General features: G+C 69.3%; 20 protein-coding genes. 4 read left to right on the top strand and 16 right to left on the bottom strand.

The features are described 5' to 3' along the window. Positions 1–200: 200 nt before the first annotated feature. The 3 genes from KYX17_RS20845 to KYX17_RS20835 all read right to left on the bottom strand — a co-directional run bounded on the left by KYX17_RS20845 (position 201) and on the right by KYX17_RS20835 (position 4,437). Positions 201–770: a DNA-3-methyladenine glycosylase I gene (locus tag KYX17_RS20845; protein ID WP_243229180.1), complete on the bottom strand. Its 570-nt coding sequence runs from the start codon at positions 768–770 to the stop codon at positions 201–203. A 34-nt stretch (positions 771–804) separates the two neighbouring features. Further along, positions 805–2,859 carry an acyl-CoA dehydrogenase gene (locus KYX17_RS20840; RefSeq protein WP_243229178.1) on the bottom strand — a complete coding sequence of 685 codons (2,055 nt, stop codon included), beginning with the start codon at positions 2,857–2,859 and terminating at the stop codon, positions 805–807. 144 nt (positions 2,860–3,003) lie between these two features. Beyond that, positions 3,004–4,437: an MFS transporter gene (locus KYX17_RS20835; protein ID WP_243229176.1), complete on the bottom strand. Its 1,434-nt coding sequence runs from the start codon at positions 4,435–4,437 to the stop codon at positions 3,004–3,006. Positions 4,438–4,524: 87 nt separating this feature from the next. Between KYX17_RS20835 and KYX17_RS20830 the strand changes: the two genes are divergently transcribed. Beyond that, positions 4,525–4,941, top strand: a complete 417-nt coding sequence (locus KYX17_RS20830; protein ID WP_243229174.1) for an OsmC family protein — start codon at positions 4,525–4,527, stop codon at positions 4,939–4,941. Here KYX17_RS20830 and KYX17_RS20825 read toward each other — a convergent pair. The 6 genes from KYX17_RS20825 to KYX17_RS20800 all read right to left on the bottom strand — a co-directional run bounded on the left by KYX17_RS20825 (position 4,934) and on the right by KYX17_RS20800 (position 14,078). Continuing rightward, a complete protein-coding gene (locus KYX17_RS20825) occupies positions 4,934–5,932 on the bottom strand; it encodes an HTTM domain-containing protein (protein ID WP_243229173.1) in 999 nt (332 codons plus the stop codon). The genes KYX17_RS20830 and KYX17_RS20825 overlap by 8 nt on opposite strands. Next, positions 5,919–6,713 carry a DUF5819 family protein gene (locus KYX17_RS20820; RefSeq protein ID WP_243229171.1) on the bottom strand — a complete coding sequence of 265 codons (795 nt, stop codon included), beginning with the start codon at positions 6,711–6,713 and terminating at the stop codon, positions 5,919–5,921. Before KYX17_RS20820 ends, KYX17_RS20825 begins: the two co-directional genes overlap by 14 nt. A gap of 97 nt (positions 6,714–6,810) precedes the next feature. Next, positions 6,811–9,903, bottom strand: a complete 3,093-nt coding sequence (locus tag KYX17_RS20815) for a choice-of-anchor G family protein (protein ID WP_243229169.1) — start codon at positions 9,901–9,903, stop codon at positions 6,811–6,813. A gap of 237 nt (positions 9,904–10,140) precedes the next feature. Continuing rightward, the gene (locus tag KYX17_RS20810) at positions 10,141–10,950 is read right to left on the bottom strand and encodes a histidine phosphatase family protein (protein ID WP_243229167.1); all 810 of its coding nucleotides are present in this window, start codon (positions 10,948–10,950) and stop codon (positions 10,141–10,143) included. 48 nt (positions 10,951–10,998) lie between these two features. Then, positions 10,999–12,780: a glycoside hydrolase family 3 N-terminal domain-containing protein gene (locus KYX17_RS20805; RefSeq protein WP_243229165.1), complete on the bottom strand. Its 1,782-nt coding sequence runs from the start codon at positions 12,778–12,780 to the stop codon at positions 10,999–11,001. Then, entirely contained in the window at positions 12,780–14,078 is a 1,299-nt protein-coding gene (locus KYX17_RS20800; RefSeq protein WP_243229163.1) for an MFS transporter, read from the bottom strand. Before KYX17_RS20800 ends, KYX17_RS20805 begins: the two co-directional genes overlap by 1 nt. 141 nt (positions 14,079–14,219) lie before the next feature. On the opposite strand from KYX17_RS20800, the gene KYX17_RS20795 reads away from it, so the two are divergent. Beyond that, positions 14,220–15,500, top strand: coding sequence for a TetR/AcrR family transcriptional regulator (locus KYX17_RS20795; RefSeq protein WP_243229162.1), 1,281 nt, complete (start codon positions 14,220–14,222; stop codon positions 15,498–15,500). Positions 15,501–15,830: 330 nt separating this feature from the next. Here the strand turns inward: KYX17_RS20795 and recQ are convergent, their stop codons facing one another. Further along, positions 15,831–17,825 carry a DNA helicase RecQ gene (gene recQ, locus KYX17_RS20790; protein ID WP_243229160.1) on the bottom strand — a complete coding sequence of 665 codons (1,995 nt, stop codon included), beginning with the start codon at positions 17,823–17,825 and terminating at the stop codon, positions 15,831–15,833. A gap of 85 nt (positions 17,826–17,910) precedes the next feature. Between recQ and KYX17_RS20785 the strand changes: the two genes are divergently transcribed. Both KYX17_RS20785 and KYX17_RS20780 read left to right on the top strand, forming a co-directional pair. Then, positions 17,911–18,213: a GNAT family N-acetyltransferase gene (locus tag KYX17_RS20785; protein ID WP_243229158.1), complete on the top strand. Its 303-nt coding sequence runs from the start codon at positions 17,911–17,913 to the stop codon at positions 18,211–18,213. Continuing rightward, the gene (locus KYX17_RS20780) at positions 18,210–19,118 is read left to right on the top strand and encodes a pirin family protein (RefSeq protein ID WP_243229156.1); all 909 of its coding nucleotides are present in this window, start codon (positions 18,210–18,212) and stop codon (positions 19,116–19,118) included. The genes KYX17_RS20785 and KYX17_RS20780 overlap by 4 nt, the downstream gene beginning before the upstream one ends. A gap of 89 nt (positions 19,119–19,207) precedes the next feature. Here the strand turns inward: KYX17_RS20780 and KYX17_RS20775 are convergent, their stop codons facing one another. The 6 genes from KYX17_RS20775 to KYX17_RS20750 form a co-directional block, all read right to left on the bottom strand. Further along, positions 19,208–22,240, bottom strand: a complete 3,033-nt coding sequence (locus tag KYX17_RS20775; protein ID WP_243229154.1) for a S8 family serine peptidase — start codon at positions 22,238–22,240, stop codon at positions 19,208–19,210. 91 nt (positions 22,241–22,331) lie between these two features. Next, the gene (locus KYX17_RS20770) at positions 22,332–23,789 is read right to left on the bottom strand and encodes a cation acetate symporter (protein WP_243229153.1); all 1,458 of its coding nucleotides are present in this window, start codon (positions 23,787–23,789) and stop codon (positions 22,332–22,334) included. Next, positions 23,786–24,172: a heavy metal transporter gene (locus KYX17_RS20765; protein WP_243229151.1), complete on the bottom strand. Its 387-nt coding sequence runs from the start codon at positions 24,170–24,172 to the stop codon at positions 23,786–23,788. Before KYX17_RS20765 ends, KYX17_RS20770 begins: the two co-directional genes overlap by 4 nt. Next, entirely contained in the window at positions 24,169–24,888 is a 720-nt protein-coding gene (locus KYX17_RS20760; RefSeq protein ID WP_243229149.1) for a LytTR family DNA-binding domain-containing protein, read from the bottom strand. Before KYX17_RS20760 ends, KYX17_RS20765 begins: the two co-directional genes overlap by 4 nt. A gap of 4 nt (positions 24,889–24,892) precedes the next feature. After that, positions 24,893–26,080, bottom strand: coding sequence for a sensor histidine kinase (locus KYX17_RS20755; RefSeq protein ID WP_243229147.1), 1,188 nt, complete (start codon positions 26,078–26,080; stop codon positions 24,893–24,895). 36 nt (positions 26,081–26,116) lie between these two features. Next, on the bottom strand, positions 26,117–26,320 hold the full coding sequence (locus tag KYX17_RS20750) for a YbdD/YjiX family protein (protein WP_374208977.1): 204 nt from the start codon (positions 26,318–26,320) through the stop codon (positions 26,117–26,119). Between the last annotated feature and the right edge of the window lie 28 nt (positions 26,321–26,348).

Genomic DNA, 26,348 nt, shown 5'->3' with positions numbered 1-26,348 from the left:
CGCCGCGACCGTGACGGCGGCTGCCGAGGCCAGCGTCTTCGGGCGCGCACGGACCCAGCTCAGCACCTTCATTCGGCTGGTTCCCCCCTGGGACAGTTCGGTCGTCATCGAACGCGGCGCGTTCGCTCTGGGCGCGGACATGCCCCGGCCATCTTAACCAGGGCTCCTGGGAACGCGGATGGGGAGAACTGCCCACCCGATCAGGCGGCGCGCCAGCAACCCTCGACGTGATCGTCGACCATGCCGGACGACTGCATGAGCGCGTACATCGTGGTCGCTCCGACGAAGCGGAAACCGCGCCGACGCAGTTCCTTGCTCATGGCGGTCGATTCGGGTGTCACCGCCGGGACGTCGGCGAACTCCCGCGGGCGCGGTCTCGGCGCCGGGGCGAACGACCACATCAACGCGTCCAGTTCCCCGTCGGCCATGGAGGCCACGAGCCGGGCGTTGCCGATCGTGGCCTCGATCTTGGCGCGGTTGCGGATGATGCCGGCGTCCCCCATCAACCGCTCGACGTCCTCGTCGTCGAACAGCGCGACGCGCTCGGGCTCGAACCCGGCGAACACCTCGCGGAATCGGGGACGCTTGCGCAGGATCGTGATCCAGCTGAGTCCGGCCTGGAACCCCTCGAGCGACATCTTCTCGAAGAGCGCGCGATCGCCGTGCAGCGGCCGCCCCCACTCCTCGTCGTGGTAGCGCTCGTACTCGGCATCCGATCCGACCCAGGCGCAGCGTGTCCGGCCATCGGATCCGGAGATGAGCGAAGTCATCCGCCCACGCTATCGCGCACAGCAGGACCGGGAGTCAGCGCTTCTTCGCCTTCAGCGCCTTCTCGGAGATCGGGGCACGACCGGATGCCTCGAGCTCGGCGTAGTACGCGCGGGCCTCGTCCTGACGCTGCTGCTCTGCGCCGGACGCGATGGGCGCGCGGACGTGCTCAGGCTCGTACCCGAACGCGTCGACCAGGTCCAGCGCATGCGGACGCAGCCGTGCGCAGAGCCGGTCGATGTAGCTCGACACGGCGGCGGCGCGCTGCGTCGAGAGGCGCCCGTTGATGAGGTGCCAGGACAGGTGCTTCTCGATCAGGTGCAGGCCGAACAGGTCCCGCAGCCACGTGAGCACCTGCCGGGTGCCCTGATCGGTGACGCCGTGCACGGCATCCGTGAAGGCCTCCCACTGCAGGAGCTCGCCGTGCGCGCGAGCCGCTTCGATCAGCTCCGCCTGGTTCTCGTTGAACAGCTTCTCGCCGAGCGCCTTGTCCTTGCCGGCCGGACGCAGGCGCCCGGCGATGTCGGCCACCATCTGCTGCACGCGTTCGGTCAGCAGCTGGTGCTGCTGCTCCTCCCGCAGCCCGAGCTCCACCGAGCGCGCCGTCGAACCGAGATCGGCGACGGCCTGCCCGAGCGCGCGCAGTCCCGCGCCGTGGAAGACCTTCCCCGCGGTCTGGCCGACCGCGTACTTGGCGAGCGCCGCGGCATCCTTGCCCTGGAACTGGCGCGCGTAGTCGGTGAGGAGGCGCTTGCCGACCAGTTGCAGCAGCACGTTGTTGTCGCCTTCGAAGGTGACGTAGATGTCGAGGTCAGCACGCAGTCCCACCAGACGGTTCTCGAACATGAACCCGGCTCCGCCGCACGCCTCGCGCGCCTCCTGGAGCGTGTCCAGCGCGTGCCACGTGGACAGCGGCTTGAGGGCGGCGGCGAGGGTCTCGAGGTCCTCCCGGTCGTCCGGGGTGTCGGTGCGCCCGGAGAAGACGCCGTCGAACTTCTGCAGGAACTCGTCATGCGCGAAGATCTGCGCATAGGTCGTCGCAAGACGCGGCAGCAGGCGCCGCTGGTGCTTCCTGTAGTCGAGGAGCACGACCTCCTGCCCGTCGGCGCCGTCGAACTGCCGGCGCTGGGTCGCGTAGGTGATCGCGATCTTGAGCCCCAGTGCGGATGCCCAGGACGACGCTCCGTCCAGGGAGACGCGTCCCTGGACGAGGGTCCCGAGCATCGTGAAGAAGCGGCGCCCGGGGCTGTCGATCGAGCTCGTGTAGGTGCCGTCCGCGGCGACGTCGCCGTACTTGTTCAGCAGGTTGGTGCGCGGGATGCGCACCTGGTCGAAGCTGAGGCGGCCGTTGTCGATGCCGTTGAGTCCGCCCTTGAGGCCGTCGTCCTCACGTCCGATGCCGGGCAGGTCCTGGCCGTCCTCTCCGCGCAGCGGGACGTAGAAGCAGTGGACGCCGTGGTTGACCCCGTTCGTGATGAGCTGGGCGAACACGGTGGCGGCGATGCCGTGCAGCGCCGCGTTGCCGAGGTACTCCTTCGTCGCACCGCGGAACGGCGTGTGGATGACGAACTCCTCGGTGTCCGGGTCGTACGTCGCCGTGGTGCCGACGGCCGCGACATCCGACCCGTGCCCGATCTCGGTCATCGCGAACGCGCCGGGGATCGTCAGGTCCATGACGCCGGGCAGCCACTTCTCGTGATGCTCGGCCGTGCCCAACTGCAGGATGGCCGAACCGAAGAGCCCCCACTGCACTCCCGACTTGATCTGCAGGCTGGGATCCGCGGCGACGAGCTCCTCGAAGCCGGCGATGTTGGCGCCGTTGTCCTCCTCGCCGCCGAACCGCTTGGGGAACGCGCGGTGCACGGCGCGGTTCTCGACGAGCAGGTGCAGCTGGCTCAGCACCCGCTCGCGGTGCTCGTCCTTGCCGAGTTCGTCCTTGCGCCAGAAGGCCGAGTCCTTGATCATCTCGCGGGCATGACGTCGGGTGTCGGCCCACGTTCCGAGCAGCAGCTCGTTCACACCCGGGATGTCGATGCGCGGGGCGTTCTCATCGGTGGGAGCGGTCTGGGGGCGGACGGCGGCGTCGACCATGGATCTTCCTCTCGGAGGCAATCAGGATGCTTCGATGGTAGATCTGCGACAACGACCACGGAACTCGGCTGTGGATTTGGTCCAACCGGGACGCCCCGCGAGGTCGGCAGGCGTTGTCGCGTCCCCACAGATGCCGACGGATGCTCAGTCGAGCGCGTCCTCGGCGTCGACGTCCTTGCCGGTGGGATCCCAGGTGATGACCAGCAGGGCGATGAGACCCGCCAGCGGTGCGAGCGCGACGATCCAGAACACGCCGGTCGACAGCGCCGCAGCCAGCACGGGGAAGAACACCAGCGAGGCGATGGAGAAGACGCGCTTGACGGCCTCGTTGAAACCGACGCCGACGCCGCGCAGTCGCGTCGGGTAGGACAGCGTCGCATAGCTCATCAGGTTCGCGCCGGGTCCGCCGGCCTGGGCGAACACGAAAGCCGCGAGCATAGCGATCGAGATCATCACCAGGGCGCCGGTCGGGATGCCGACGATCGCGAGCGTGATGAGCGACGCCGCCTGGATCGCGAATCCGATGATCGTGAGTCGCCGGGCGCCGAGACGGTTGACCAGGCCGACGCCGAGGATGCCTCCGGCCGCACCGAAGCCGAGATTGATGACGAGAGCCGAAAGGATGGTGACGAGCGGACCCTGCTGGAAGAGCATCGAGATGATCAGCGGCGTGCCGTACGCCACCGCGTTGTACCCGAAGGTCGAGAACACCGACACGCACAGGGCGGCGATCGTGCGCAGCCGGTAGCGGGCGGCGAACAGCTCGCCGTACTGCCGCCAGTGCCCGGTGCGCGCCTTCGTGGTGCGGGTGGTGTCGGCACCCTCGGCGAGCTCGACGTCGAGGCCGTGGTGCGAACGCATGACGTCCACGGCACCGCGCAGGTCTCCCTGGTCGGCCAGCCACTGCGGCGACTCGGCCATGTACTTGCGTCGCACCAGCAGCACGATGATCGCCGGCACGGCACCGAAGCCGACCACGACGCGCCACAGGATGCCGTGCTGCGCGACCGGAAGCAGCAGGAACACCGTAAGCACCAGCAGGTAGCCGAACCCGGTGGCGATGTACCAGGCCGGAGACCACGCGTTCACGCGCTGCGACCGGCTGCCGGAGCCGCGCAGCTTGGAGAACTCAGCGAGGAAGGCCATGGCGACGGGAAGGTCGAGGCCGACGCCGATGCCCATCACGAAGCGGAAGAAGATGAGCACCCATTCGTTCGGTGCGAGGGCGCAGCCGATCGCGGCGACGACGAAGAACGCCATGTCCGCCATGAACAGCTTGTAGCGGCCGAACCGGTCGACCAGCATGCCGCCGAACACGGCACCGACCACCGAGCCCACCATGATGGCGGCGTTCACGATGCCGGTCATCAGCGGGTCCAGGCCGAACTCCTCCTTGACGGCGGTGATGCCGAAGGCGAGGGAGGAGAAGTCGTAGGCGTCCATGAAGATGCCGCCCAGGGCGAGCACGATGATCGCCTTCGTCTTCGTGCCCTGGGATCCCTTCTCCGCGAGCAGCGCGTGCACGTCTCGCGCCGTGCGGATGACCGCGGGCGCGGTGGTCGTCTGGTCGAGGCTCATGATCGCCAACGCTAGGACGCCGTGCGTCGATCGACGTCATCGGGCGTCACGAATCGTCATGCCCGTTCGGCGTCGTACGGTGGGAGCATGAGCGCCGTGTACCGCACCGAGGCCGTCAACCGCACCGGAGCGGACGGGGTCAGCGCCGTCTCCGGTGGACTCGCCGTCGCGGTCTCCTCACCGTTGGGGACCAATCGGGATGCCGAAGCCACCGATCCGGAGCAGCTGCTCGCCCTGGCGTGGGCGACCTGCCTGAACGGCACGGCTCAGGTGATCGTCGCCGGGGCCCGGCGCACGGCGGTGCGCGTGGAGGTCGAACTGCACCCGGCCGTGCCGGGACCGGGCTACGAGTTCCGCGTCGACGGCTACCTGTCGATCGAGGGAGCCTCGGATGCCGAGGCGCACGAGATCCTCGCGGCCGCGCACGCGCGCTGCCCCGTCTCGAAGCTGCTGCGCGACGCCGCGACAGTGCACGTGCACACGGAGGCGTACGCGATCAGCTGATCGGAACTGATGCAGCAGTGTTCGTCTTCGTCGCTCTGCGCCTGCCCCGCCACCGCATGAGGCGCGACCTCATCCAGCCATCCAATCGCACCCAGCTGGAATCGCGGATGAACAGCATGTCGAGGGCGATCATCGCCAGCGAGAACGGCCACAACCCGAGCAGCACCGCGATCCCGAGGTGCATGAACATCAGGGTGAGGAGCACGGCGATGCGGGAGGGGCGCCACAGCAGCGCGAGCGGGAAGAGCGTCTGCGCCCACAGAGCGATGAACGTCGCGACGTAGATGAGCAGCGAGGACTGCCACAGCAGTTCGTTGAACGCGGGGTACGCCATGAACGCATCGATGCGGAGGGAGTAGAAGAGTGCGGTCCCGGCCGGCCAGTCGTCCCCCGTGAGCTTCCATATGCCTGAAACGACATACACGACGATGATCTGAAAGCAGCACAGGATCAGCGCGGCATTGTGAGCACTGTTGACGACGTGTCCCGGCGCCAGAGTGCGGCGTCCTCCCGCGGGCTCTCGCCGGCGCGACGCGAGCCAGGCATCCACGGAGAAGTGGGCGCTGAGGTTCGCGAACACGAGGAAGAGCAGCGTGATCCGGTAGAGGGTGTCCCCTCCGTTGAGGACGTACGGGTTGTTGGACTGCAGTGACACCAGCATGATCAGCATCACCGGCGTCACGAAACGCGTGGCGAAGCCGACCGTGAACAGCAGCACCAGGGCGACGAGAGCGAAGAAGGCCACATCGAACAGCACCGGATCGCTCTTCGAGATCAGCACGTCGAAGGTGATGTAGCCACGCCGGCGCGCCTCGGGATCCACCCAGAACGAAGCCGGACCCCACAGGTACGAGCGGTCGGGGATGCTCGGGACGAGGGTCAGCAGGAGGCCTGCGCCGAAGATGATGCGCAGGATCGAGAAGCTGCGCAGGTTGTGCTGGGTGGCAGTGAGCCATCGCAGCCATCCGTCGAATCGCTCATTCAGCGACATCAGCGGCCTCCTCGAACCAGTCCGCGCCGTGGTAGCGCTCGATGATGCCGCGGTAGGTCTCGACGACCTGCGCGTCGATGGCGACGTCGGACTGACGCCATCCGTATGTGGTGACGGCGGTCTCGAACTGCGCCTCGTCGTCGAAACGATGGGTGAAGTCGTTGGGGCGCTCGCCGACCGTGCGCCATTGCACGCGCTCGATGTCGCGTCCGAATCCCGCGGTCGCGTAGAGCGTGGACAGACGCATCAGCATGTAGTCGAGCCGGAGATAGCGGATCACATCCGGGTCATCCGTTCCGATCTCCTCGATGAGCTGCTCGACGGGGATCGGCTGGAAGCCGTCGCCCTCGACCTCGATGAACGTGTCGCGCACCCGCTCGCGCTGCTCTTCGTCGAGCGCGTTGTAGCGCTTGATGAGCTCCGCGGTCGCGTTCCAGGTCGCCTTCTGGATACGCGAGGGCGCCGTGTTGCCAGTGACGGTGCGCTGCTCGAGCTCGGTGATCGGAACCCAGCCGGACTTGACCAGATCGCCGTTCTCATCGCGCCACTGAGCGCGGATCTCGAGGGTTCGATTCGACTTGAGGATGCCGGGGGCGAACACGCGCCAGGTCTGGCCGAAGTACGGCAGGGCGACGGATCGGACTTCACTGCGCAGCGGTGTGCCGGACGGAGTCAGCACGAGCACGGTCACGACGGCGATGACGAGGGCGATCACGGTGGCGACGATGCCCGAGGCACGCGCGCCCCGGGACAGGTCGGTTCGCGAGGACTTCTTCTGCAACGGATTCCTTCGAGCGGGTGAGCCGGTCGAGCCGGGGACGCCGGAGGTGACCCCGCCGTGCGGCGGGATCACCTCCGGTCATGGGTGACAGGATGCGTCAGGCGGTCAGCTTGCGACGACCGATGACGATGCCCGCGGCGCCGAGAGCGGCCAGGACGATGCCGATCGGGACAGCCAGACCGGTGTCGAGACCGGTTGTGGCGAGTCCGTCGGCGACCACGCGGAACGTGTCGCTGTCAGAGCCGGACTCGGCGCCGGACAGCGTCACGCTGTGCGTTCCGAGGTCGGTTCCTGCAGGGATCTTCCACGTGAACGTCACCGTGCCGTTGCTGTCCGCGACCTGCGTACCGAGAGCCAGCGGGTCCGAGTTCATCGTTCCCGTCACGGTCTCGCCGGGCTGGAATCCGGTGCCGACAGCGGTCTGCGTGTCGCCGACCTCGAGGACCGGAACCTGTGCCGTGACCTCGATCTCGACAGCCGTGCCGTCGTCGGTGGCGTCAGCGTCGGTCGCGTCCGCGTCCGCTGCATCGGCGTCCGTCGCATCGGCGTCCGTCGCATCGGCGTTGACGTCCGTCGCGTCCGCATCGGTCGCGTCGGCATCGGTGGCATCCGTGGCGTCCGCATCCGTGGCGTCCGCGTCCGTCGCGTCAGCGTCGGTCGCGTCAGCGTCGGTCGCGTCAGCATCGGTCGCGTCAGCATCGGTCGCGTCAGCATCCGTCGCATCCGTGGCGTCCGCGTCCGTCGCATCCGTGGCGTCAGCATCCGTCGCGTCAGCATCCGTCGCGTCAGCATCGGTCGCGTCAGCATCCGTGGCATCCGCGTCCGTCGCATCCGTCGCGTCAGCATCCGTCGCGTCAGCATCGGTCGCGTCAGCATCCGTGGCATCCGCGTCCGTCGCATCCGTGGCGTCAGCATCCGTCGCGTCAGCATCGGTCGCGTCAGCATCCGTGGCATCCGCGTCCGTCGCATCCGTGGCGTCAGCGTCGGTCGCGTCAGCATCGGTCGCGTCAGCATCCGTGGCATCCGCGTCCGTCGCATCCGTGGCGTCCGCGTCCGTCGCGTCAGCATCGGTCGCGTCAGCATCCGTGGCATCCGCGTCCGTCGCATCCGTGGCGTCCGCGTCCGTCGCGTCAGCATCCGTCGCATCCGTGGCGTCAGCATCCGTCGCGTCAGCGTCGGTCGCGTCAGCATCGGTCGCGTCAGCATCCGTGGCATCCGTGGCGTCCGCGTCCGTCGCGTCAGCATCGGTCGCATCCGTGGCATCCGTCGCGTCAGCATCCGTGGCATCCGCGTCCGTGACATCAGCATCCGCGTCGGCAGCGGCATCGACCTCGACGATCACGCCGACAGTGTCGGTGCTCCCGCCGTCCTGCGTGGCCGTGATGGTGTGCTCGCCCACGGGAACCGCGGGGAACGTGACGGTCCAGTTGCCATCGACGTCCACGGTGGTCGTCTGGTCGCCGACCCCGGGGATCGACACCGTGATGCTCGCGCCGGGCTCACCGGTGCCAGTGACCTCGAGCGGCGTCGTGGCGTCAGCGGTGTCGACCGTGATCGTGGTTCCGTCGCTCGGCGAGGTGATCGCGACCTCGGCGACCGCCTCGGCACGCACCGTCGCCGAAGCCAGCGACAGCTGGAGCAGAGGAGTCGACGCGGCCGGCAGCAGTGTCAGCTGCAGCGCGCGCTGGGTGAACGAGCCTTCGTCGAAGCCAGCGGCGTCGGTGAAGTCTCCCGGGTTCTCCTGCACGTTCGCGGTAAGGGACAGCAGGTTGTTCGTGACGAGCCCGAACAGCGGCTGGAGTGCCGTGTTCGCCGTCTCGACGATCGGACGGAAGATCGTGTCCAGCGTCCCCTCGTCGGTGATCGCGCCGGACAGCGGCGTGACGAGGGCCGGCAGGATCGTCCCGGTGACCGTCTGGAGGATCGGCTCGAGAAGCGTGCCGACCGGGAGGCCGACGACACTGGTGCCGTCCGTGTCGACGACAGGCGCCTGCGATCCTTCTGCACCGACGAAGTCGCCGAGCGTTCCGGAGAGCTGGATGTCGACGTCACCGATCGATCCGAGCAGGCTGCCGATCTCACCGGTGATCGCGACGTTCACGTCCGCCGCGTGCAGCGCGTCGGTCACCACGTTCACGAGAAGCGCCGGGATCTGGTCGAGCGTGCTGCCGATGGCCCCGTCGAGGGTCGCCTGGACGAGATCGGGGTCGAGCAGCTCGGTGTTGACCGGCAGCCCGTTGAGGGTGCCGTCGTAATCCCCGCCCTGCGTGTCAGCCACGAGACGCGCCAGGTCGACGCTCACCGTTCCGGTCGACAGGTCGATCGTCAGGACGCTGTCGTCCGAGGTGAGCGGCTCCGCGAGCGCGGACTGGACGGCGGATTCCAGGTCGAGGTCCACCGTCGCGGTCACACCGAGGTCATCGACCGAGCCGATGCCGAGCAGCAGCGTGTTGAGCGTCTCGACCAGCGGATCCAGCAGCGGATCCACGGTATCGGCGATGACACCGTCAGCACCGGCGAGCGCGTTGATCGGGTCGGAGACCTGACCCAGCGTACCGACGAGCTGGCCGGAGAGACCCGCGAGAGTCGGACTCGTCAGCAGAAGCGTGCCGTTCGCGATCTGGTAGTCACCGGTCGGCTCCCCCGCCTCGGTGGTGGCCAGTGCTGAGATCGCTCCGAGCTCCAGGCGCGCATCGTCGAGCAGCGCGTCGAGGCCGGCCCCCGCGAGGATCGGGCCGAGATCGACGTACGCATTCTCGGACGGATCGCCGGTGCCGACGGCGATGCTGCCGTCGGCGTTGACCAGGCCGGCGGACGCGAGCGGAGCCGCGCCCTCGGCCGTGCTCGCGAACTGTCCGAGCGCACCCACACCCACGATGCCGTTCTCGCCGAACAGCTGCAGTCCGTCTCCGAGATCGATGTCCAGAGCATTCAGGATCTCGGCCGACAGCGGGTGATTCACCTCACCCGGAGCACTCGGGTCGGCGCTATAGGCGCCGGCCAGTTCGACGACAGAGTTCAGGTCGAGCGCGGAGGTGTTCCCCGTGATCAACCGGCCTTCTGCCTCGGAGTTGTCGGACTCAGCACCGAACGCCGCAGTGGCGCCGAGCACGTGTCCGACGATCAGCGCACCGACTGCGCCGACCGCCAAGGCTCTGCGCTTGCGCAGAGCTCTCCCCTTGTTTTCCATATACAGCCCTCCCGTGATGCGGATCTCTCCGCGCCACAAGACCCTCCCCAGGCGTCGACACCTCGTCGACAAGGCTCGTGTTCACGAGTCAGTATTTCGGTATGTCGGCTGAGAAGTCCAGACGACATGTCGAAGTGATGACATTTGTGACGGAAGCCGCGAAGACCGAAAGAGGGCGTGATCCGCGAATTCCCGCGGATCACGCCCTCAGATGAACGCTCGGAGAATTTCTCCGGTTCAGTCTCCCGCCCCGGCCTCGACGTAGCTCAGATCGTTGACGGTCTCGACCGTCCATTCGCCGTCCTCGTACACGAGCTCGCTGACAGCGGCGTTCTCGATCCCCGCGGTCACCCCGCTCAGGTCGGCGCCCAACGTCCCGAGTGCGACCATGATCGTGATCCCACTGGAGACGACGAGCACGTTCCCGCCGCCGTCCTCGGCCGTGGACTCCGCGATGTCCTCGAGCGCGGCAACCGCCCTTTCGCCGACCTCGGCCGCCGTCTCGGCCGTCAGATCCGAGCCGTCGGATCCCGCCGCGATCGCGTCGAGCGCCTCGAGGAACGCCCCGTCGCCGAGCATGGATCCCGCATCGCTGTACCCGAGCTCGGATGCCGCGAACGACCACATCTCCTCGTTCGCGGCCCCCTCGAACCGGCCGAAGGACACCTCCCGGAGACGTTCGTCCCGTATCGGATCGAGGTCGGAGCCCGCTGTTTCCAGGGCGATGGTCGCCGTGCTGAAGTGCCTCACCATGTCGGCCGAGTAGGCGGCCGTGAACTCCACGCCCGCCTCGGCCAGCCCCTCGCCGAGATCCGCCGCCACCTCCTCACCGGCGCCGACGAGCGGACTGTCGGACCAGCCCTGCACGCGATCCAGCTCGTTGAGCATGGTCTCTCCGTGCCGGGTCAGATAGATCGTCACCGTGTCGGCTCCCGCCTGCTCCTCCGGCTCAGACGGAGCGCTGGATGAGCAGGCGGCGAGCGACGCGGCGAGGACGAGTGTCGTCGCCACGGTGACGGAGCGCGGTGAATGCAGGCGTGCGGACATCAGGGATTCTCCTTCGAATCATCACATGCAGAAAACGGAATACGATCGTCAGATGACCAGACCGTGCCCGAACCGGAACAGCGGGTCGGCCGTGTCGAACGGCACGTCGGGCCGCGACGCCTCCACGGCCGCCATGGATCGCGGGAGGTCGAACGGCAGCCGCCCCCGAGCCTCGGCTGCGCCGGTGAGCACGTCCAGCAGCGCCGCCGCGGAGGCACCCCAGTTCACCGTCACCGCGGCGGCCGCCTCCGCGATCTCGGTGAGGATCGCCGGACGGTCGACGAGCACGTCGACGACGGTCGGGACCGCCGCCGCGACGGCGCGAACGTGCGCGATGACGTCATCGCCGAAGGCGAGAGAGCCCGCGTGGAAGAAGTTCTCGAACGCCGTCTCCCGTTGCTCGTAGGGAGCCTTCAGACGCAGGATCGCCACATCCGCCTCCTCCGGGCTCGAGGCGACCTCGCCGTACTGCGCGGCGGTCTCCGGCTCGATCCCCTCCACGTACACCTTCCGCCCCGAGGCGACCGGCAGCGTGCCGTCGTTCGTCAGCACGGTGACGGACGCGCGCTGCGCGGCCTCACCGGCGGCACGGAAGTCCGACCGGCCGACGATCTCGTCGGCGGCGTCCTCGTCCACGTACGGATTCTCGAACAGTCCGAGTTCGAACTTCTCGCGCAGGATGCGCGCGGCCGACACGTCCAGGCGCTCCTCGGAGACCGCCCCGTCCGCGACGAGTTCGAGCAGCAGGTCCGGGCAGGCTTCCCCGCCGAACTGGTCGGCCCCGGCATCCAGGATCTTCCGCATCCTCTCCTTCGGAGACAGATGCTCGACACCCCAGGCGCGCGCCGGGTGGGGATCGCCGAAGATCTCGGCATCCGTGATGAGCCCCCAGTCCGTGCAGACCAGACCGTCGAAGCCGAAGCGCTCCCGCAGGAGCCCGGTGATGACCGACTTGTTGAACCCGAATCCGACCTCCTCGTACTCGGTGCCCACCGGCATCCCGTAGTACGGCATGATCTGCCGCGTGCCCGCCTCGAAGGCCGCTGCGAAGGGCTTCAGGTGCAGCTCGAACCGCCCGCCCGGATAGACCTGCTCGCGACCGTAGGCGAAGTGCGGATCCTCGCCGTCCTTCTGCGGGCCGCCGCCCGGGAAGTGCTTCGTCATGGTCGAGACGGATCCCGGTCCGAACGACTGCCCCTGGAAGCCGCGGATGTACGCCGCGCCGAGGCGCCCGGCCAGCTCGGCGTCCTCGCCGAACGTCGCGGTCTGGCGCGCCCAGCGCGGTTCGGTCGCGAGATCCACCTGAGGATGCAGCGCCACGCGCAGCCCCACGGCGGTGTACTCCTGACGGGCGATGTCGCCGAAGCGCTCGACGAGCTCCTCGTCGCGGATCGCCGCGAGACCGAGCGTCTCGGGCCACTGCGAGAAGGGCCCCGCCATGATCGCCGCGCCGGGATTGTCGCTGAACGAGTGACGCGGATCAGTCGACAGCGTCACGGGGATGCCGAGCCGGGTGGATGCCGCGAGCCGCTGGATCTCGTTCTGCCAGGCGGCGATCTCACGGCCGGTCGGCGCAGCGCCCAGCAGATTGAAGTGCGTCATCTTCCGGCCTTCGACGAACTCCCGCGCCGACGGCAGACCGAAGGCGGCGTTCGGCTCGTCGACGTCCGCGATCGCGATCATGGTGTGGAAGAAGAGCCCGACCTTCTCCTCGATCGTCATGGCGTCCAGCAGGAGACTCACGCGCTCGTCGACCGGCAGGCTCGCGTCGAGCCAGGGGCGGTCGGTCACAGCAGCCGTCTCGGCCGTCCGGTTCGCGACATCCGTCATCACTTGACTCCCTTGATCCGATAGACGAGGACGGCACCGGCCAGCGCCACTAGGGCGCCGAAGAGGTACCAGACCGTGTAGCCGCCGAGCGGCGTCGCCGCACCGATCGCGATGATCGCGGGGGCGATGGCGGGCGCGATCGACTGCGGCAGCGCGTTCGCCATGTTCAGCACGCCGAGGTCCTTCGCGGTGTCATCCGGGTTCGGGAGCACCTGCGTCGCCAGCGCGAGATCGACCGACAGGAAGGACCCGGCGCCGAAGCCGATGATGGCCTGCGCGATGATCACGACCGCGATGCTCGGCGCGGTCGCGAGCAGCACCAGTCCGAATACCATGACCACACCCGCGACGGCGACGAACGGGCGGCGCTTGCCGAACCGGTCGGACAGGATTCCGGCGATCGGGGACGAGACGACCATGGCCAGGGTCGACGCGATGTTGGCGAAGAGGATCGTGGTGACGGCCTCCTGCTCCCCCAGCGCGAACTTCGCCTGGAGGTAGTACGGCAGGTAGGTGGCGATGCCCGCGTAGCCGAACATGACGAAGAACTTCGTCAGCCACGTCCACCCGAAGTCGGGGTTCTTGCGCGGGTTGAACACGAACGAGCTGAAGAACATGCCGATCGTGAACCGCTCGGCGGGCTTCTGCTCGAGCCGGCGATCCTTCAGGACCAGCACGAACACGATCGCGAGGATCGTGGCGATCGCACCGGGGACGACGAAGCGCTCGAAGTCGCCGGGCAGGAAGTTGACGATGAAGCTTCCCGCGAGGATGCCCAGCGGGGTCGCGATCCCGACGACGCCGGACACCTTGCCGCGGCTCGCCACCGGCGACTGGTCCGGGATGGTCGCGTTCGCCGCGGCGAGCACGGCGTTCATGGCGCCCTGCACGAGGCACCAGGCCAGCAGCACGACCCAGACGGACGTCGCTGCACCGATGATGACGAAGCCGCCGAGCCCCACCAGGGACCCGCCGAGGATCCACGGCCGGCGCATGCCCCAGCGCGACGTCGTGCGGTCGGAGAGACGCCCGACCAGGGGGTTGCAGATCAGGGCGAAGAAGGCGCCGACGCCGAGGACGAGTCCGAGGTTGGCGTCCGCGTTCGCGGCATCCAGGTGCTGGATCTTGAACGCCATGGCGACCATCACCGGCGTCAGCAGCGCCAGATAGACGCCGAAGTTCACTCCGGCCAGGGCCGGCGTGTAGCCGCGCGGAGTCTTCGCCGGCGTTGTCCCCGGCGCCTTGAATCCGGTCGTTCCGACGGCCGCGGCGCTCGCGGCGGATGACATCTCTGTCATGGGAAATAGGTCCTCTCGGGTGTGCCGCTTGTCCTCTGCGACGCGGCTGCATCCATGAGAATACATCAAACCCGACCGTTTGGTAACTGAAAGCAGTCTGATTGGTAACTGCACCTCGGTAGACTGCCGGAGGAGGACCGGATGATCGTCGCTGTACCGAAGCCTCGCCAGGCGAGCACGGCGCAGACGCGCGCCCGGATCGTGCACGCCGCGCGAGAGATGTTCATCGCGTACGGCTACCGATCGACCTCGTTGCGCAGCATCGCCGTGACGGCGGGCGTGAGCCATCCGGGGCTGCTCAAGCACTTCGCGTCCAAGGACGAGCTGCTGGCCACAGTCGTGGACGGCCTCGAGGACGCCAACGTCGAGTTGTACGACGGGGTCGTCGCGGCGAGCGAGCCCGGCGCGCTGCCGTTCGTCGAGATCGCGCGGCAGAACGAACGCACCCGCGGGTACCTGGCCCTGTTCGCCGCCCTGACCGGGGAGGCGTCGACGCCGTCGCATCCCGCCCACGACTTGATGCGTGCCCGGTACGCCCGCGTCACGGCGATGTCGACGGAGGTGATGGAGGACGCCGTCCTGCACGGAACCGTCTCGGACGATCGCGACCCTCACGGCGAGGCGATCCGGACGGCCGCGGCCTGGGACGGGCTGCAGTTGATCGAGCAGTACCTCCCCGACCGTGTCGACGTCGTGACGATGCTCGAGGAGCGCGAGGCGTCCTGGGCGCTGCCGGTGGGATGGCGCGATCCCGAGGGGGAGACCCCGGATGCCGAGGCCGGCGTCTTCCGGCCGATGGTCGACATCGTGCCCGCCGAGGACGAGATCGGCTACGCCTCGGGACGACGCAAGCGCGCGAAGATCCTCGCCGACGCGATGGCACTGTTCGCCGCCGAGGGCTACGGGGACACCAGCCTGCGGGAGATCGCCGAGAAGGTGGGCGTGTCCAAGTCGACGCTCATGCACCATTACCCGACGAAGGAGGCGCTGCTCGGCGCCGTCCTCGCCGAACGCGATCGGACCATCCAGTCGCGCGCGTCCTACGTCCCGGCGGACACGGCGACGGCGGAGCTTCTCAGCCTGCCCGCCGGCGCCGCCGACAACGCCGCCACCGCGCCGGGGCTCATCGAGGTGTACGCGGTGCTGTCGTGCGAGGCCGTGCCCGCCTCGCACCCTGCGCACGGCCACTTCCAGGCGCGCTTCACCCACGTGATCGACCGGTTCGCCGAGCTCTTCCGCGGCGCCCAGCGCGAAGGATCGATGCCGGCGCACCGGGATCCCGAGCACGAGGCGATCTGGCTCGCCGCCCTGTGGGACGGGTTGCAGTACCAGTGGCTGTACGACCGGGATGCCGTGGACGTCGCCGAGCATCTCGCCGCGCACCTGGCGGACGTATTGCCGGGGCGCCATCCCGCTCGTTGAGCGAGGACGACACAGTCGAGACGTTGGCCCGTTTCGACTCGCTCCGCTCGCTCAACGAACGACGGGAAAGGGAAGGCGCCCCCCCGCTCGTTGAGCGAGGACGACGCAGTCGACCGAGTCGAAACGGGCTCACGACTGATGCACTCCGGATGGAGCGCGTTTCGACTCGCTCCGCTCGCTCAACGAACGACGGGAAAGGGAAGGGGCGAGCCGCCACCACCCCGCTCGTTGAGCGAGGACGACGAAGTCGACCGAGTCGAAACGCACCCACGCGGCCCGGACGCGAGCCCGTTTCGACTCGCTCCGCTCGCTCAACGAACGGCGGGGGCGTCAGGCGGCGGCGATCACGGCGAGGACCGCGTCCCCGTAGGCCTCGCGCTTCTTGGCTCCGATGCCGGTGATGCCGTCGAGATCCGCGAGCGATGCCGGCCGGTGCTCGGCGAGCGCGCGCAGCGTCGCGTCGCCGAAGACGATGTACGCCGGCACGCCCTGCTCGCGCGCGGTCTCGGCACGCCACGAGCGCAACGCCTCGAACAGCCCGCGGTCGCCTTCGCCGAGCGTGTCGGCCGCCGACGCCTTGCGCGCGCGACCGGCGCCGCTCACGCGCCCCATCGTGTCCTTGCGCAGCGGGACCGGGGTCTCGCCGCGGAGGACGCCGGCCGCGGCATCCCCCGGGGCGAGCGTGCCGTAGTCGCCCTGAGCCACGAGAATGCCGCGCGCGAGAAGCTGACGGACCACGCTGCGCCAGTCCTGATCGGAGAGGTCCGCCCCGATGCCGTAGGTCGCGAGCTGATCGTGACCGAACTTGCGGACCCGGTCGTTCGACGATCCCCGCAGGATGTCGATGAGGTGACCAGCTCCGAAGGCCTGATTGCGCTCGCGCTTGAGCCGTACGACCGTCGAGAGCAGCTTCTGCGCCGGGATCAGGCCGTCGAACGTCTCCGGCTGCTCGAGGCACGTGTCGCAGTTGCCGCAGGGCTGCGAATCCTGGCCGAAGTAGCCCAGGAGGTTCTGCCGGCGACACTGGACCGTCTCGCACAGCGCGAGCATGGCGTCGAGATGCTGCCCCATCCGCATCTTGAAGGTGCGGTCACCGGGACTCTGATCGATGAGCCGGCGCTGCTGGACGACGTCGCCGAGGCCGTAGGCCATCCACGCGACGGATGCCTCTCCGTCACGGCCAGCGCGGCCGGTCTCCTGGTAGTAGCCCTCGACGGACTTGGGCAGGTCGATGTGCGCGACGAAGCGGACGTCGGGCTTGTCGATGCCCATTCCGAACGCGATGGTCGCGACCATCACGACGCCGTCCTCGCGCAGGAACCGCGCCTGATTCGCCGCACGCACCTCGGCCGGCAGACCCGCGTGGTACGGCAGCGCGTCGAATCCCTGCGCGGCCAGATAATCGGCGGTCTGCTCGACCGACTTGCGGCTGAGCGCGTACACGATGCCCGCGGCGTTCTCGGGCTGCGACCGGATGAACGCCACCAGCTGCTTGCGCGGGTCGATCTTGGGGACGATGCGGTACTGGATGTTGGGGCGGTCGAAGCTCGCTACGAAGTGCGCCGCGCCGTCCAGGTGCAGTCGCTCGGTGATCTCCTGATGCGTGGCCCGCGTCGCGGTCGCGGTGAGCGCCATCCGCGGCACACCGGGGAACCGCTCGCCCAGGTCACCGAGGGCGAGGTAGTCGGGACGGAAGTCGTGGCCCCACTGGGAGACGCAGTGCGCCTCGTCGATCGCGATGACGCTCAGCGTCCCGCGCTGCAGAAGGGCGGTCGTGGCCGGACTCGAAAGCCGTTCGGGGGCGACGTAGACGAGATCGAGCTCGCCAGCGACGTACGCCCGCTCGACCTCGCGCCGCTCGTCGATCGACTGCGTGGAGTTCAGGTAGGCGGCCCTGACACCGTTGGCCCGCAGCGCGTCGACCTGATCGTGCATGAGCGCGATGAGCGGGCTGATCACGAGCCCGGTGCCCTCGCGCACCAGCGCGGGCACCTGATACGTGATCGACTTGCCGCCGCCGGTCGGCATGAGGACGACGGCGTCTCCGCCGGAGATCACCTGATCGACGATCGCCGCCTGGTCGCCCCGGAAGGCGTCGTACCCGAAGACCGTGTGCAACGCCTCCAGCGCTGTCGGATAGCGGCTCGGAGTCGCGGCCGGAGCGGGCGCCGGCACGGCAGTCGCGGGCCCGGGCCCCCAATCGAGCGGGGGCTCCCAGCCGTCCGCGGGCGGCTCCCAGTCCATGGGCTCCGGCGGGTACGCGTTGTCCCACGGCTCGTCCGGGAAGGGCAGGTCCTCGTACGGGTCACGGGGATTCTGCGGCATCCCCCCAGCGTAACCGTCGGCGCCGACACTCGCCCGGGTCCTCCACAGGCGTCCTAGTCTGGACGCAGACGGAAAAGGAGCCGCGATGACCGACACCGCAGTCACCCGCAACGACGAGGCCTCCCGCTACGAGATCCGCCTCGGCGACACGCTCGCCGGGTTCGCCGAGTTCGAGCGCCGCCCCGGAGAAATCCGTTTCACCCACACCGAGGTCGACCCCGCCTTCCAGGGCAAGGGGCTGGCCGGCGTCCTCGCGTCCGCCGCGCTCGCGGATGCCTCGGCATCCGGCGACACCATCGTGCCGTACTGCCCCTACATCGCGAAGTACCTCGAGACGCACGAGGTCGCGGGCGCCGAGATCCGCTGGCCGCAGGTGCCGGGAGCATGATCGGACGACGCCGCATCCCGCTCGAGCCGCGCGAGGTGCCGCTCGGAGGAGTCCGTGCCATGAACGTGCTGCGGACCCTCCCTCACAAGGACCTGCCCACGGTCGGCGCATGGTGCTTCCTCGATCGCTTCGGTCCGGGGCCGGTGCGCATGCGCGTCGAGCCGCACCCGCACATCGGGCTGCAGACCGTGACCTGGCCACTCGTCGGCGACATGCGTCATCGGGACTCGGTCGACAGCGACGTGACGCTGCGCCGCGGTCAGCTCAACCTCATGACCGCTGGAGACGGCATCTCGCATTCGGAGTACTCGCTCGGCGAGGATCCGATCCCGCTCGACGCTCTGCAGTTCTGGGTCGTCCTTCCGGAGTCCGCACGGCACGGCCCCGGCGGGTTCGAGCAGCACACCGAGCTGCCGACCGCCCCTCTGGACGAGGGGGCCGTGGCGACCGTGGTCCTCGGCGAATTCGCCGGGGTACGATCCCCGGCGACCGTGCACACGCCGATCGTGGGCACCGAGATCTCGGTGCCTGCGGGAGCCCGCGCCACACTGCCGCTGAGGCCGGAATGGGAGCATGCCGTCGTGCTCGTCGAGGGCGATGCGGCGCTCGACGGCGAGACGCTCGACCACAACGGCATGCTCTATCTCGGCGACTCGCAGGAAGCCGTCCGCGTCACGAGCGAAGAGGGAGCGCTGCTCTTCCTTCTCGGCGGCGAGCCGTTCGAGGAGGATCTCGTGATGTGGTGGAACTTCGCCGCGCGCACGCATGACGAGATCGTCGAGGCCCGTGAGGACTGGGAGTCCGGCTCCGGGCGGTTCGGCCACGTCATCGCGCACGGCGACGAGCGCATCCCGGCTCCCGAACTGCCCCACGTGCGGCTGATGCCGCGGCGTCGCCGGATCTGACCGCGCGGCTTCCGCGGGAACGTCCGGATCGATGCGGCATCCCCGGAGGGACACTCGCACCGATCCGGACGTCGGATCGGATGCAGCGGCTACTGCGCGTCGACCGTCACGATCGTCCGCACCGCCGAGTCGCCGTACTGCACGACCCCGAGATACTCGGTGCCCGCCGTGAGACCCGACCACGACAGGTCGTAGCTCGTCGGCTCACCGCGCACGGCATCCAGCGGGTTCGGCGTCGCCGTGAACGCTCCCTCGCCCTCCGGCTGCACGTTGGCGTAGGTCATGTCCCACGTCATCGGGCCGGTCGTGGAGTACATGTTGGCGACGACGAGGTACGTCCCTGCCGTGGGGGCCGGGATCGTCACCCGCTCGTCCGCGGACGCCGTCGCCGACTGCCACACCTGGTAGTAGCGCAGGTCCTCGGGGCTGACGACGCGGTACACCGTCAGATCCAGGTCGCTGCCCTCGTCGTCCGACGAGTCCAGGTCGAAGCGCGACAGGGTCGTGCCCTCCGGCACGTCGACGATCCAGGACACGTCCTTGTTCGCGTCGCCGGAGTTCTCGTCGCCCGAGTGCCCCTCGACGGGGTTGGCCTCGTCGACGAGGAGCTGGAACGGCGTGAGGCCGGCCAACGCGAGAGGCAGCTCGCCGGTGAGGCCCGGTGTGACCTCGACGGTCGCGCTGCCCTCGACTCCGGTGCCGGAGACCTCGGCCGGAGCATCCGCCGTGACCGGGAACACCGCGATCGGCGACCGGACCTCTCGGTCCTCGCCCGTCCAGGTGAGCGAACCGGTGGCCCATTCCTCGACCGGGGCGTCGACGTTGTCGATCGTGACCGTGAAGGTCGCCGTCTCCCCCGCCGCGCCGAACGTCAGCGTCGACGGCTCGACGGTGATGTCGAGACCCGGCACCTCCGCGGACGCGGTGTACGTGCCGGGTCCGGTCGAGGTGACCGTGCGGGTCACCGTCTGCTCGCTCGTGAGCGTGCCGATCGAGATCGACGCGAGGTTCAGGTCGCTGCCGTCGATCGGGTCGATGCCGTCGAACTCCGCGAGCTGCTTGCCCTCGAGGAAAGCGGCCCAGTCGGACGGCCCGTTCAGGTACAGCATCCCCGGCTCGAAGAACCGGGTCGACTCGACCTGACCGGCTCCCTGCGCGAAGGGATCGGTGATCTCGGCGCCGGATGCATCCACCGTGTTCGAGGCGGTCGTCATCATCGCCGACTTGATCTCCGCCGGAGCGGTGTCCGGCCGCTCTGACAGGTAGAGCGCACCGAGGCCTGCGATGTGCGGTGCGGCCATGGACGTGCCGGACAGGATGCCGAAGGTCGGCTCCGCCTTCCGGGCGTTGTGCGTCGCCGCGAGGATCGCGACGCCGGGGGCCGCGATGTCGGGCTTGATGACGTCCGAACCGTCGGCGTTCATAGGACCACGGCTCGAGAAGCCGGCGATCTGCGGCGTCGGCGTCACGTCGTCGGTGGTGTTCTCCCCCACGAGCGTGATGGGCCGGTCTGTGCCGCCCTGGACGTACGCCAGCACCGCCTCGCGGTGGGCGGCGGCCAGGTGGACGGTCGGCACGACGTGGAAGTCGTTGTCGAGGGAGTCCGCTCCGCCCGGCACGTTCACGAGCACCATGCCGATGCCTCCGGCATCCTTCACGACCTGCGACTTCTCGGCGCGCGCGTTCTCACCGCGGTCGCACACCACGATGCGTCCCGCGACCGCGGCAGGGTCCAGGCTGCCCGGAAGGCACAACGCGGCGCCGTCGGCCGCTGCGGCGTCGCCGGCGTAGGTCGACGGCCCGGTGACGCTCTCGCCGAACGGGACGGACACGCTGGCGCCCGCTTCGGCGAAGCCCTCGAACGCGACCGTGCCCTCCCACGTGGGGATCGTCGATGCGGCCACCGTGGTGTACCAGGGCGATGCGTGGTCCGCGGTCGCGGCATCCGGGCCGTCGTTGCCGGCGCTCACCGAGACGAAGACGCCCGCCGCGGCCGCGTTGAAGAACGAGATGTCGTCCGGCGCGAGCACGGTCGTGGCCGAGCCGCCGCCGATCGAGTAGTTGATCACGTCGACGCCATCGGCCACGGCCTGGTCGATGGCTGCGATCAGGTCGCTCAGGGCGCAGATGTCGTCCGTGGTCACCAGGGGATCCGGACCCACGTAGCAGGCCTTGTAGGCGGCGACCTTGGCCGCCGGCGCGACCCCGGAGACCGTTCCGAAGTCGATGCCCTCGACGGATGCCTCGACACCGAACTCGCCCGCGGCCGTACTGGCGGTGTGCGAGCCGTGTCCGTCACCGTCGCGGGGCGACAGGTAGTCGTACTGGAAATCGAATCCGGCTGCTTCCGCACCGGCGGAGAAGTACTGTCCGCCGACGAGCTTGGTGGAGTACGCGTGCTTGTTCCAGTCCTGACCCTCGACGATCGCACTGCGGAACGTCGCTCCGTCGGACTTGTCGAAGTAGACGTAGGAGCCGTCCGTGTAGGGCTGCCCCTTGCTCTTCTTGTGGTCCTTCTTCTTCAGCTTGTCGCCGTCGAAGGAGGGATGCTCCGGGGCGATGCCGGTGTCGATGACTCCGACGACGACGCCCTCGCCGGCGTGCTCCACGCCGCCGGTCTCCTCCCACACGCCGCCCTTGCCCTTGCGGTCGTCGCCGAGCCCGAGGAACTCGGTGGACGTCACGGCGTCCGGATGCCGGATCTCGTCGGCGAAGACGCCGAACACGTCCTTCGATGCGCGCAGCTTGTCGACCTGTTCACCGGTGAGATCGGCGCTGAACCCGTTGAGCGTGACCTGATAGGTCGTGTCCGGCGTCACACCGGCGTCCTGCGCGAGCTTGCGCTGCTCGTTCTTCAGGTGCGCGATGTACTTCTGCGAGTTCGCGGAGCGCGCGTCGAGCTGCTCGCCGGTGTCGGGCTTGGTGCTGCGCAGACCCTTGACCTCACCGGTGTACGTCGCGAGGGGATCGCCCTTCATCACCACGATGTAGTGGCCCGGCGTTCCTTCGACGGGTGCGGGATGCGTCACCTCCTCCGTCGCGTGCACTGCGGTGGCTGTGGATCCGACGAACAGGACGGCCAGGGTTGCGGCCGCTGCCAGTCGGAGACGGGTTCGTCCCATGTCTCTCTCCCGACGGTCGACGGTGCGACGTCGTTGCCGCACCGTCGATCACGGTAGTGCGAACCGCAGTCCGCGCACCATGGACGAATGGCTACACTCGCTCCGGCGTGTGCAGCCGGTCCAGGTAGCGGTCGGCGCGGGGCGGAGCACCGCGCGTGTCGAGCAGCGACACGGTCACCGTGACGGCCGTGGCGAGGGGAACGGCCCACGCCGCCGGCTGTGCCAGCAGCGGCGCCGCCGCGCCCACGCCGTTCACGGCCCCGTGCACGAGGAACGCGAGGGCGCACGACGCGCCGCCGGTCACCATGCCCGCGACGGCACCGCGCGCCGTCAGGCGGCGCCACCACACACCGAGCAGGACCACCGGCGAGAGACAGGATGCCGCGAACACGAAGACGATCCCGACGCTCGAGCCGAGCCCCGCCGGGATCGTCAGCAGCGCGAACGCCAGCGGCACGGCGCTGCACAGGAGTGCGGAGAGCCGGAAGGAACGCACGGACCCGGAGAAGACGTCCTGGCTCACGACGCCGGCAAGCGACACCACGAGCCCGGCCGAGGTCGCGAGGAAGGCGGCGAACGCACCCGCGACGATCAGGGCGGTCAGCAGTTCGCCGACCGGCCCCGGCAGCACGCGCGACGGCAGCACGAGCGCCGCGGTGTCGGCGATGCCCGGCAGCGCGAGATCAGGAGCCGCGATGCGCGCCAGCAGCCCCATGGCGCTGGAGACGGCGTAGAACGCGCTGACCATGACGATGACGAGGACCGTCGTGTGCCGAGCCGACACGCCGGTCGGACTCGTGTAGAAGCGTACGAGCACATGCGGCAGGCCCATGGTTCCCAGAAGCAGCGCCACCATCAGGGACACGGTCTCGTACGCGTCGAAGCCGGCTGGGCCCGCCTCGGCGGGGAACACCATGGCCGGGTCGATGTCGTGCGGTCCGCCGGTGAGCGCGAACGCGATGACGAACACGGGGATGAGCAGCGCCACCAGCTTCAGCCAGTACTGGAACGCCTGGACGTAGGTGATGGCCCGCATCCCGCCGGCGGCGACCGAGACCGCGACGAGGACGGCGATCGACACCTCGCCCACCCACTGCGGCAGTCCCGCCACCACGACGAGCGTGATGCCCGCGCCGTGCAGCTGCGGCACGATGTAGAGCCATCCGATGATGAGGACGGCGAGACTCGTGACCCGCCGGGCCCTGCGGGAGTCCAGCCGGGCCTCGACGAAGTCGGGGATCGTGTAGGCACCGCTGCGACGGAGCGGCGCCGCGGCGAACACGAGCACGAGCAGGTACCCGGCCGCATAACCGATCGGAAACCAGAAGCCGCGGGACCCGTCCAGCAGGACGAGCCCAGAGAGGCCCAGGAACGTTCCGGCCGAGAGGTACTCGCCGCTGATCGCCGATGCGTTCCAGACCGGCCGCACGGTCCGTGAGGCCACGAAGAAGTCGCTCGTCGTGCGGGACACCCGTAGCCCGTACACGCCGATCAGAAGGGTCGCGATCACGACCGCCGCGATGCCGATCACATCCAGCACGGGATTCATCCGCGCTCCCGCAGGGCGCGATACCGCCGTTCGTTGCGCGCGGCCCCGCGCGCGTACAGGATGCCGAAGGTCACGATGATCGGATAGAACGCAAATGCGTGCAGCAGCCACGACAACGGCAACCCCGCCAGGACGATGCCGTCGATCTCGGGGACGAGAGCGAGCACGAGGGTGAGCGCGGTAGCCACGACGACGAACCCCGCCACCGTCCCCAGCGCGAGCCTGAGCTGGCTGACGCGCAGCGCCCTGGCGTACACCGCGTCCGCATCGTCCGCAGCTGTGCCGGGGAGCGCGATCCCGCGGGTCGCCGCCGATCGCGGCGCGCGCACGGGCGCGGACGGGGCCGTGACACGCACGCGTCGAGGTGGCCCCTGCCCCGTCATCGCGTCATCCCCTGGCGGACGAGCGCCTCGCGGACCGCGGACAGCAGCCTCCGGCTGACCGGCAGCACGATCGCGCCGACCGACACCTGCGGCTCGGGTCCGGACAGGCGTGCTTCGGTGACGGCATCCCCTGCGACGAGATACGACCGGTGCACTCGGAGGAACCCGGCATCCGCCCAGCGCTGCTCCAGTTCCGAGATCGGGATGCGGACCAGATGCCCGAACCCGTCGCCGGTGTGCAGACGGGAGTAGTCGCCCTGTGCCTGCACCCAGCGGAAGTCCGACCGATGCACGAAGCGCACGGCGGCCCCGACCGTGACCGACAGGACCTCGTCGGCGGCGGGCGCCGCGGTCTCTCCGAGTTCGAGCACCCGGTCGACCGCGCGGCGGAGGCGTTCCGCCCGCAGCGGCTTGAGCAGATAGTCCGCGGCTCGCAGGTCGAAGGCGTCGACCGCTCGCGCGTCGTCCGCGGTCACGAAGACGATCGCGGGTGGTTCGGAGAGAGCCGACACGGCGCGTGCGAGCTCCATCCCGTCCAGCCCGGGCATGTGGATGTCGAGGAACGCGATGGCGACCGTCCGCTCGGACAGGAGGGCGAGCGCCTGGGCACCGGAGGCCGCCGTGAGGACCTCGCCGATGCGGGGATCCGGCCGGAGGAGATGGACGATCTCGTCCAGCGCAGGACGCTCGTCGTCGGCGACGAGGACGTCGATCATGGCCTCATCCCGCTTCCGCATCGTGCAGCGGCTGAGACTTCGGGATCCGCATCCGCACCAGCGTACCCGCGCCGACGTTCGTCTCCACCACCAGGCCGCCGTCGGGACCGTACAGCTGACGCAGGCGCGTGTCGACGTTGCGCAGGCCGACGTGCGCTCCGTCATCGGCCGCGCCGAGCAGAGTCCGCAGGGCCTCCGGATCCATGCCGACGCCGTCGTCCTCGATCGTGATCTCGGTGTGGGTCATGGCGTCGTTCGCCGAGATGCGGATCGTTCCGCCGCCCTCGCCGGGTTCCAGCCCGTGGCGCACGGCGTTCTCGACGAGCGGCTGCACCGAGAGGAACGGGATCACGGTCGCGAGCGTCTCCGGGGCGATGCGCAGCGTCACCTCGAGCCGGTCGCCGAATCGGGCGCGTTCGAGCGTGAGGTAATGGTGGATGCTGCCGAGCTCCTCCGCGACGGTGGTGAACTCGCCCTGCCGCCGGAACGAGTAGCGGGTGAAGTCGGCGAAGTCGAGCACGAGTTCGCGGGCTCGGTCGGGATCGGCATGGATGAAGGAGGCGATCGCGGTGAGCGCGTTGTAGATGAAGTGCGGCGAGATCTGCGCCCGCAGCGATCGCAGTTCCGCCTCGGCGAGCGCGGTGCGCGAGGCATCGAGCCCGCCCAGCTCGACCTGGGCAGAGCACCACTCGGCGACCTCGGCGGCGGCCCGGACGAGAGCGGCGCGCACCGGCGCGGCGAAGGCCACCACGACGCCGATCACGCGGCCGTCCACCGTGATGGGCGCGCCGACCGCTTCGAGGTCGTCCTCGGCGTCGTCGCGCTTCGGGAACACCTGACGCCGCCCCGTGTCGCGCACTCGCTGCGCGATGCGCACGGCGGCGGACTCCAGCCCGTCCGACGGGCCGTCGAAGGCGACGGCCCCGCTGTCGTCGACGAGGGCCACGGCGGGGCTGCCGAGCAGCACCCGCAGATGCCGCGCCGCGCGCGCGGCGTCCGGCGCGGCCAGCCCGCCGCGCAGATGCCGTGCGGCGAGGCTCGCCTGGTGAAGGGCCTGATACGCGGCCTGCTCCGCCTCGCTGCCGAGTTCCGCACCGCTGCGGGCGAGTCGCCGGGCCAGCAGGAGCAGCACGGTCAGGACGACGCCGCCGACCACGCCCAGCAGGGCCGCGAGGACGACGGCGTCGGTCATGGAAACAGCCTAGGCTCGGCGCCGGCGCGAGTGCGCTCAGCAGCAGCGGGCACCGGGATTGCGGTCCTGATCGTCCATCTTCTGCCGCCAGAACTGCCGCTCGGTCAACGGCTCCTCTCCCGGGTGCCGCCGACGCTGATGGGCGACGTACGTCGCGTAGGCGCTGTCGCCCATCAGGTTCGTGACGTACCAGCGGATGCCGCGGCCGACCCGCCCGATGAACGCGAGGACCGCGGTCATCGGGCGGGGTGCGGCACCCGCCGGCGTC

It is taken from the genome of Microbacterium sp. CIAB417 (genome assembly GCF_022788845.1).
Note: the sequence above shows the minus strand (reverse complement) of the source record. Positions and strands in the feature narration are given on the sequence as shown.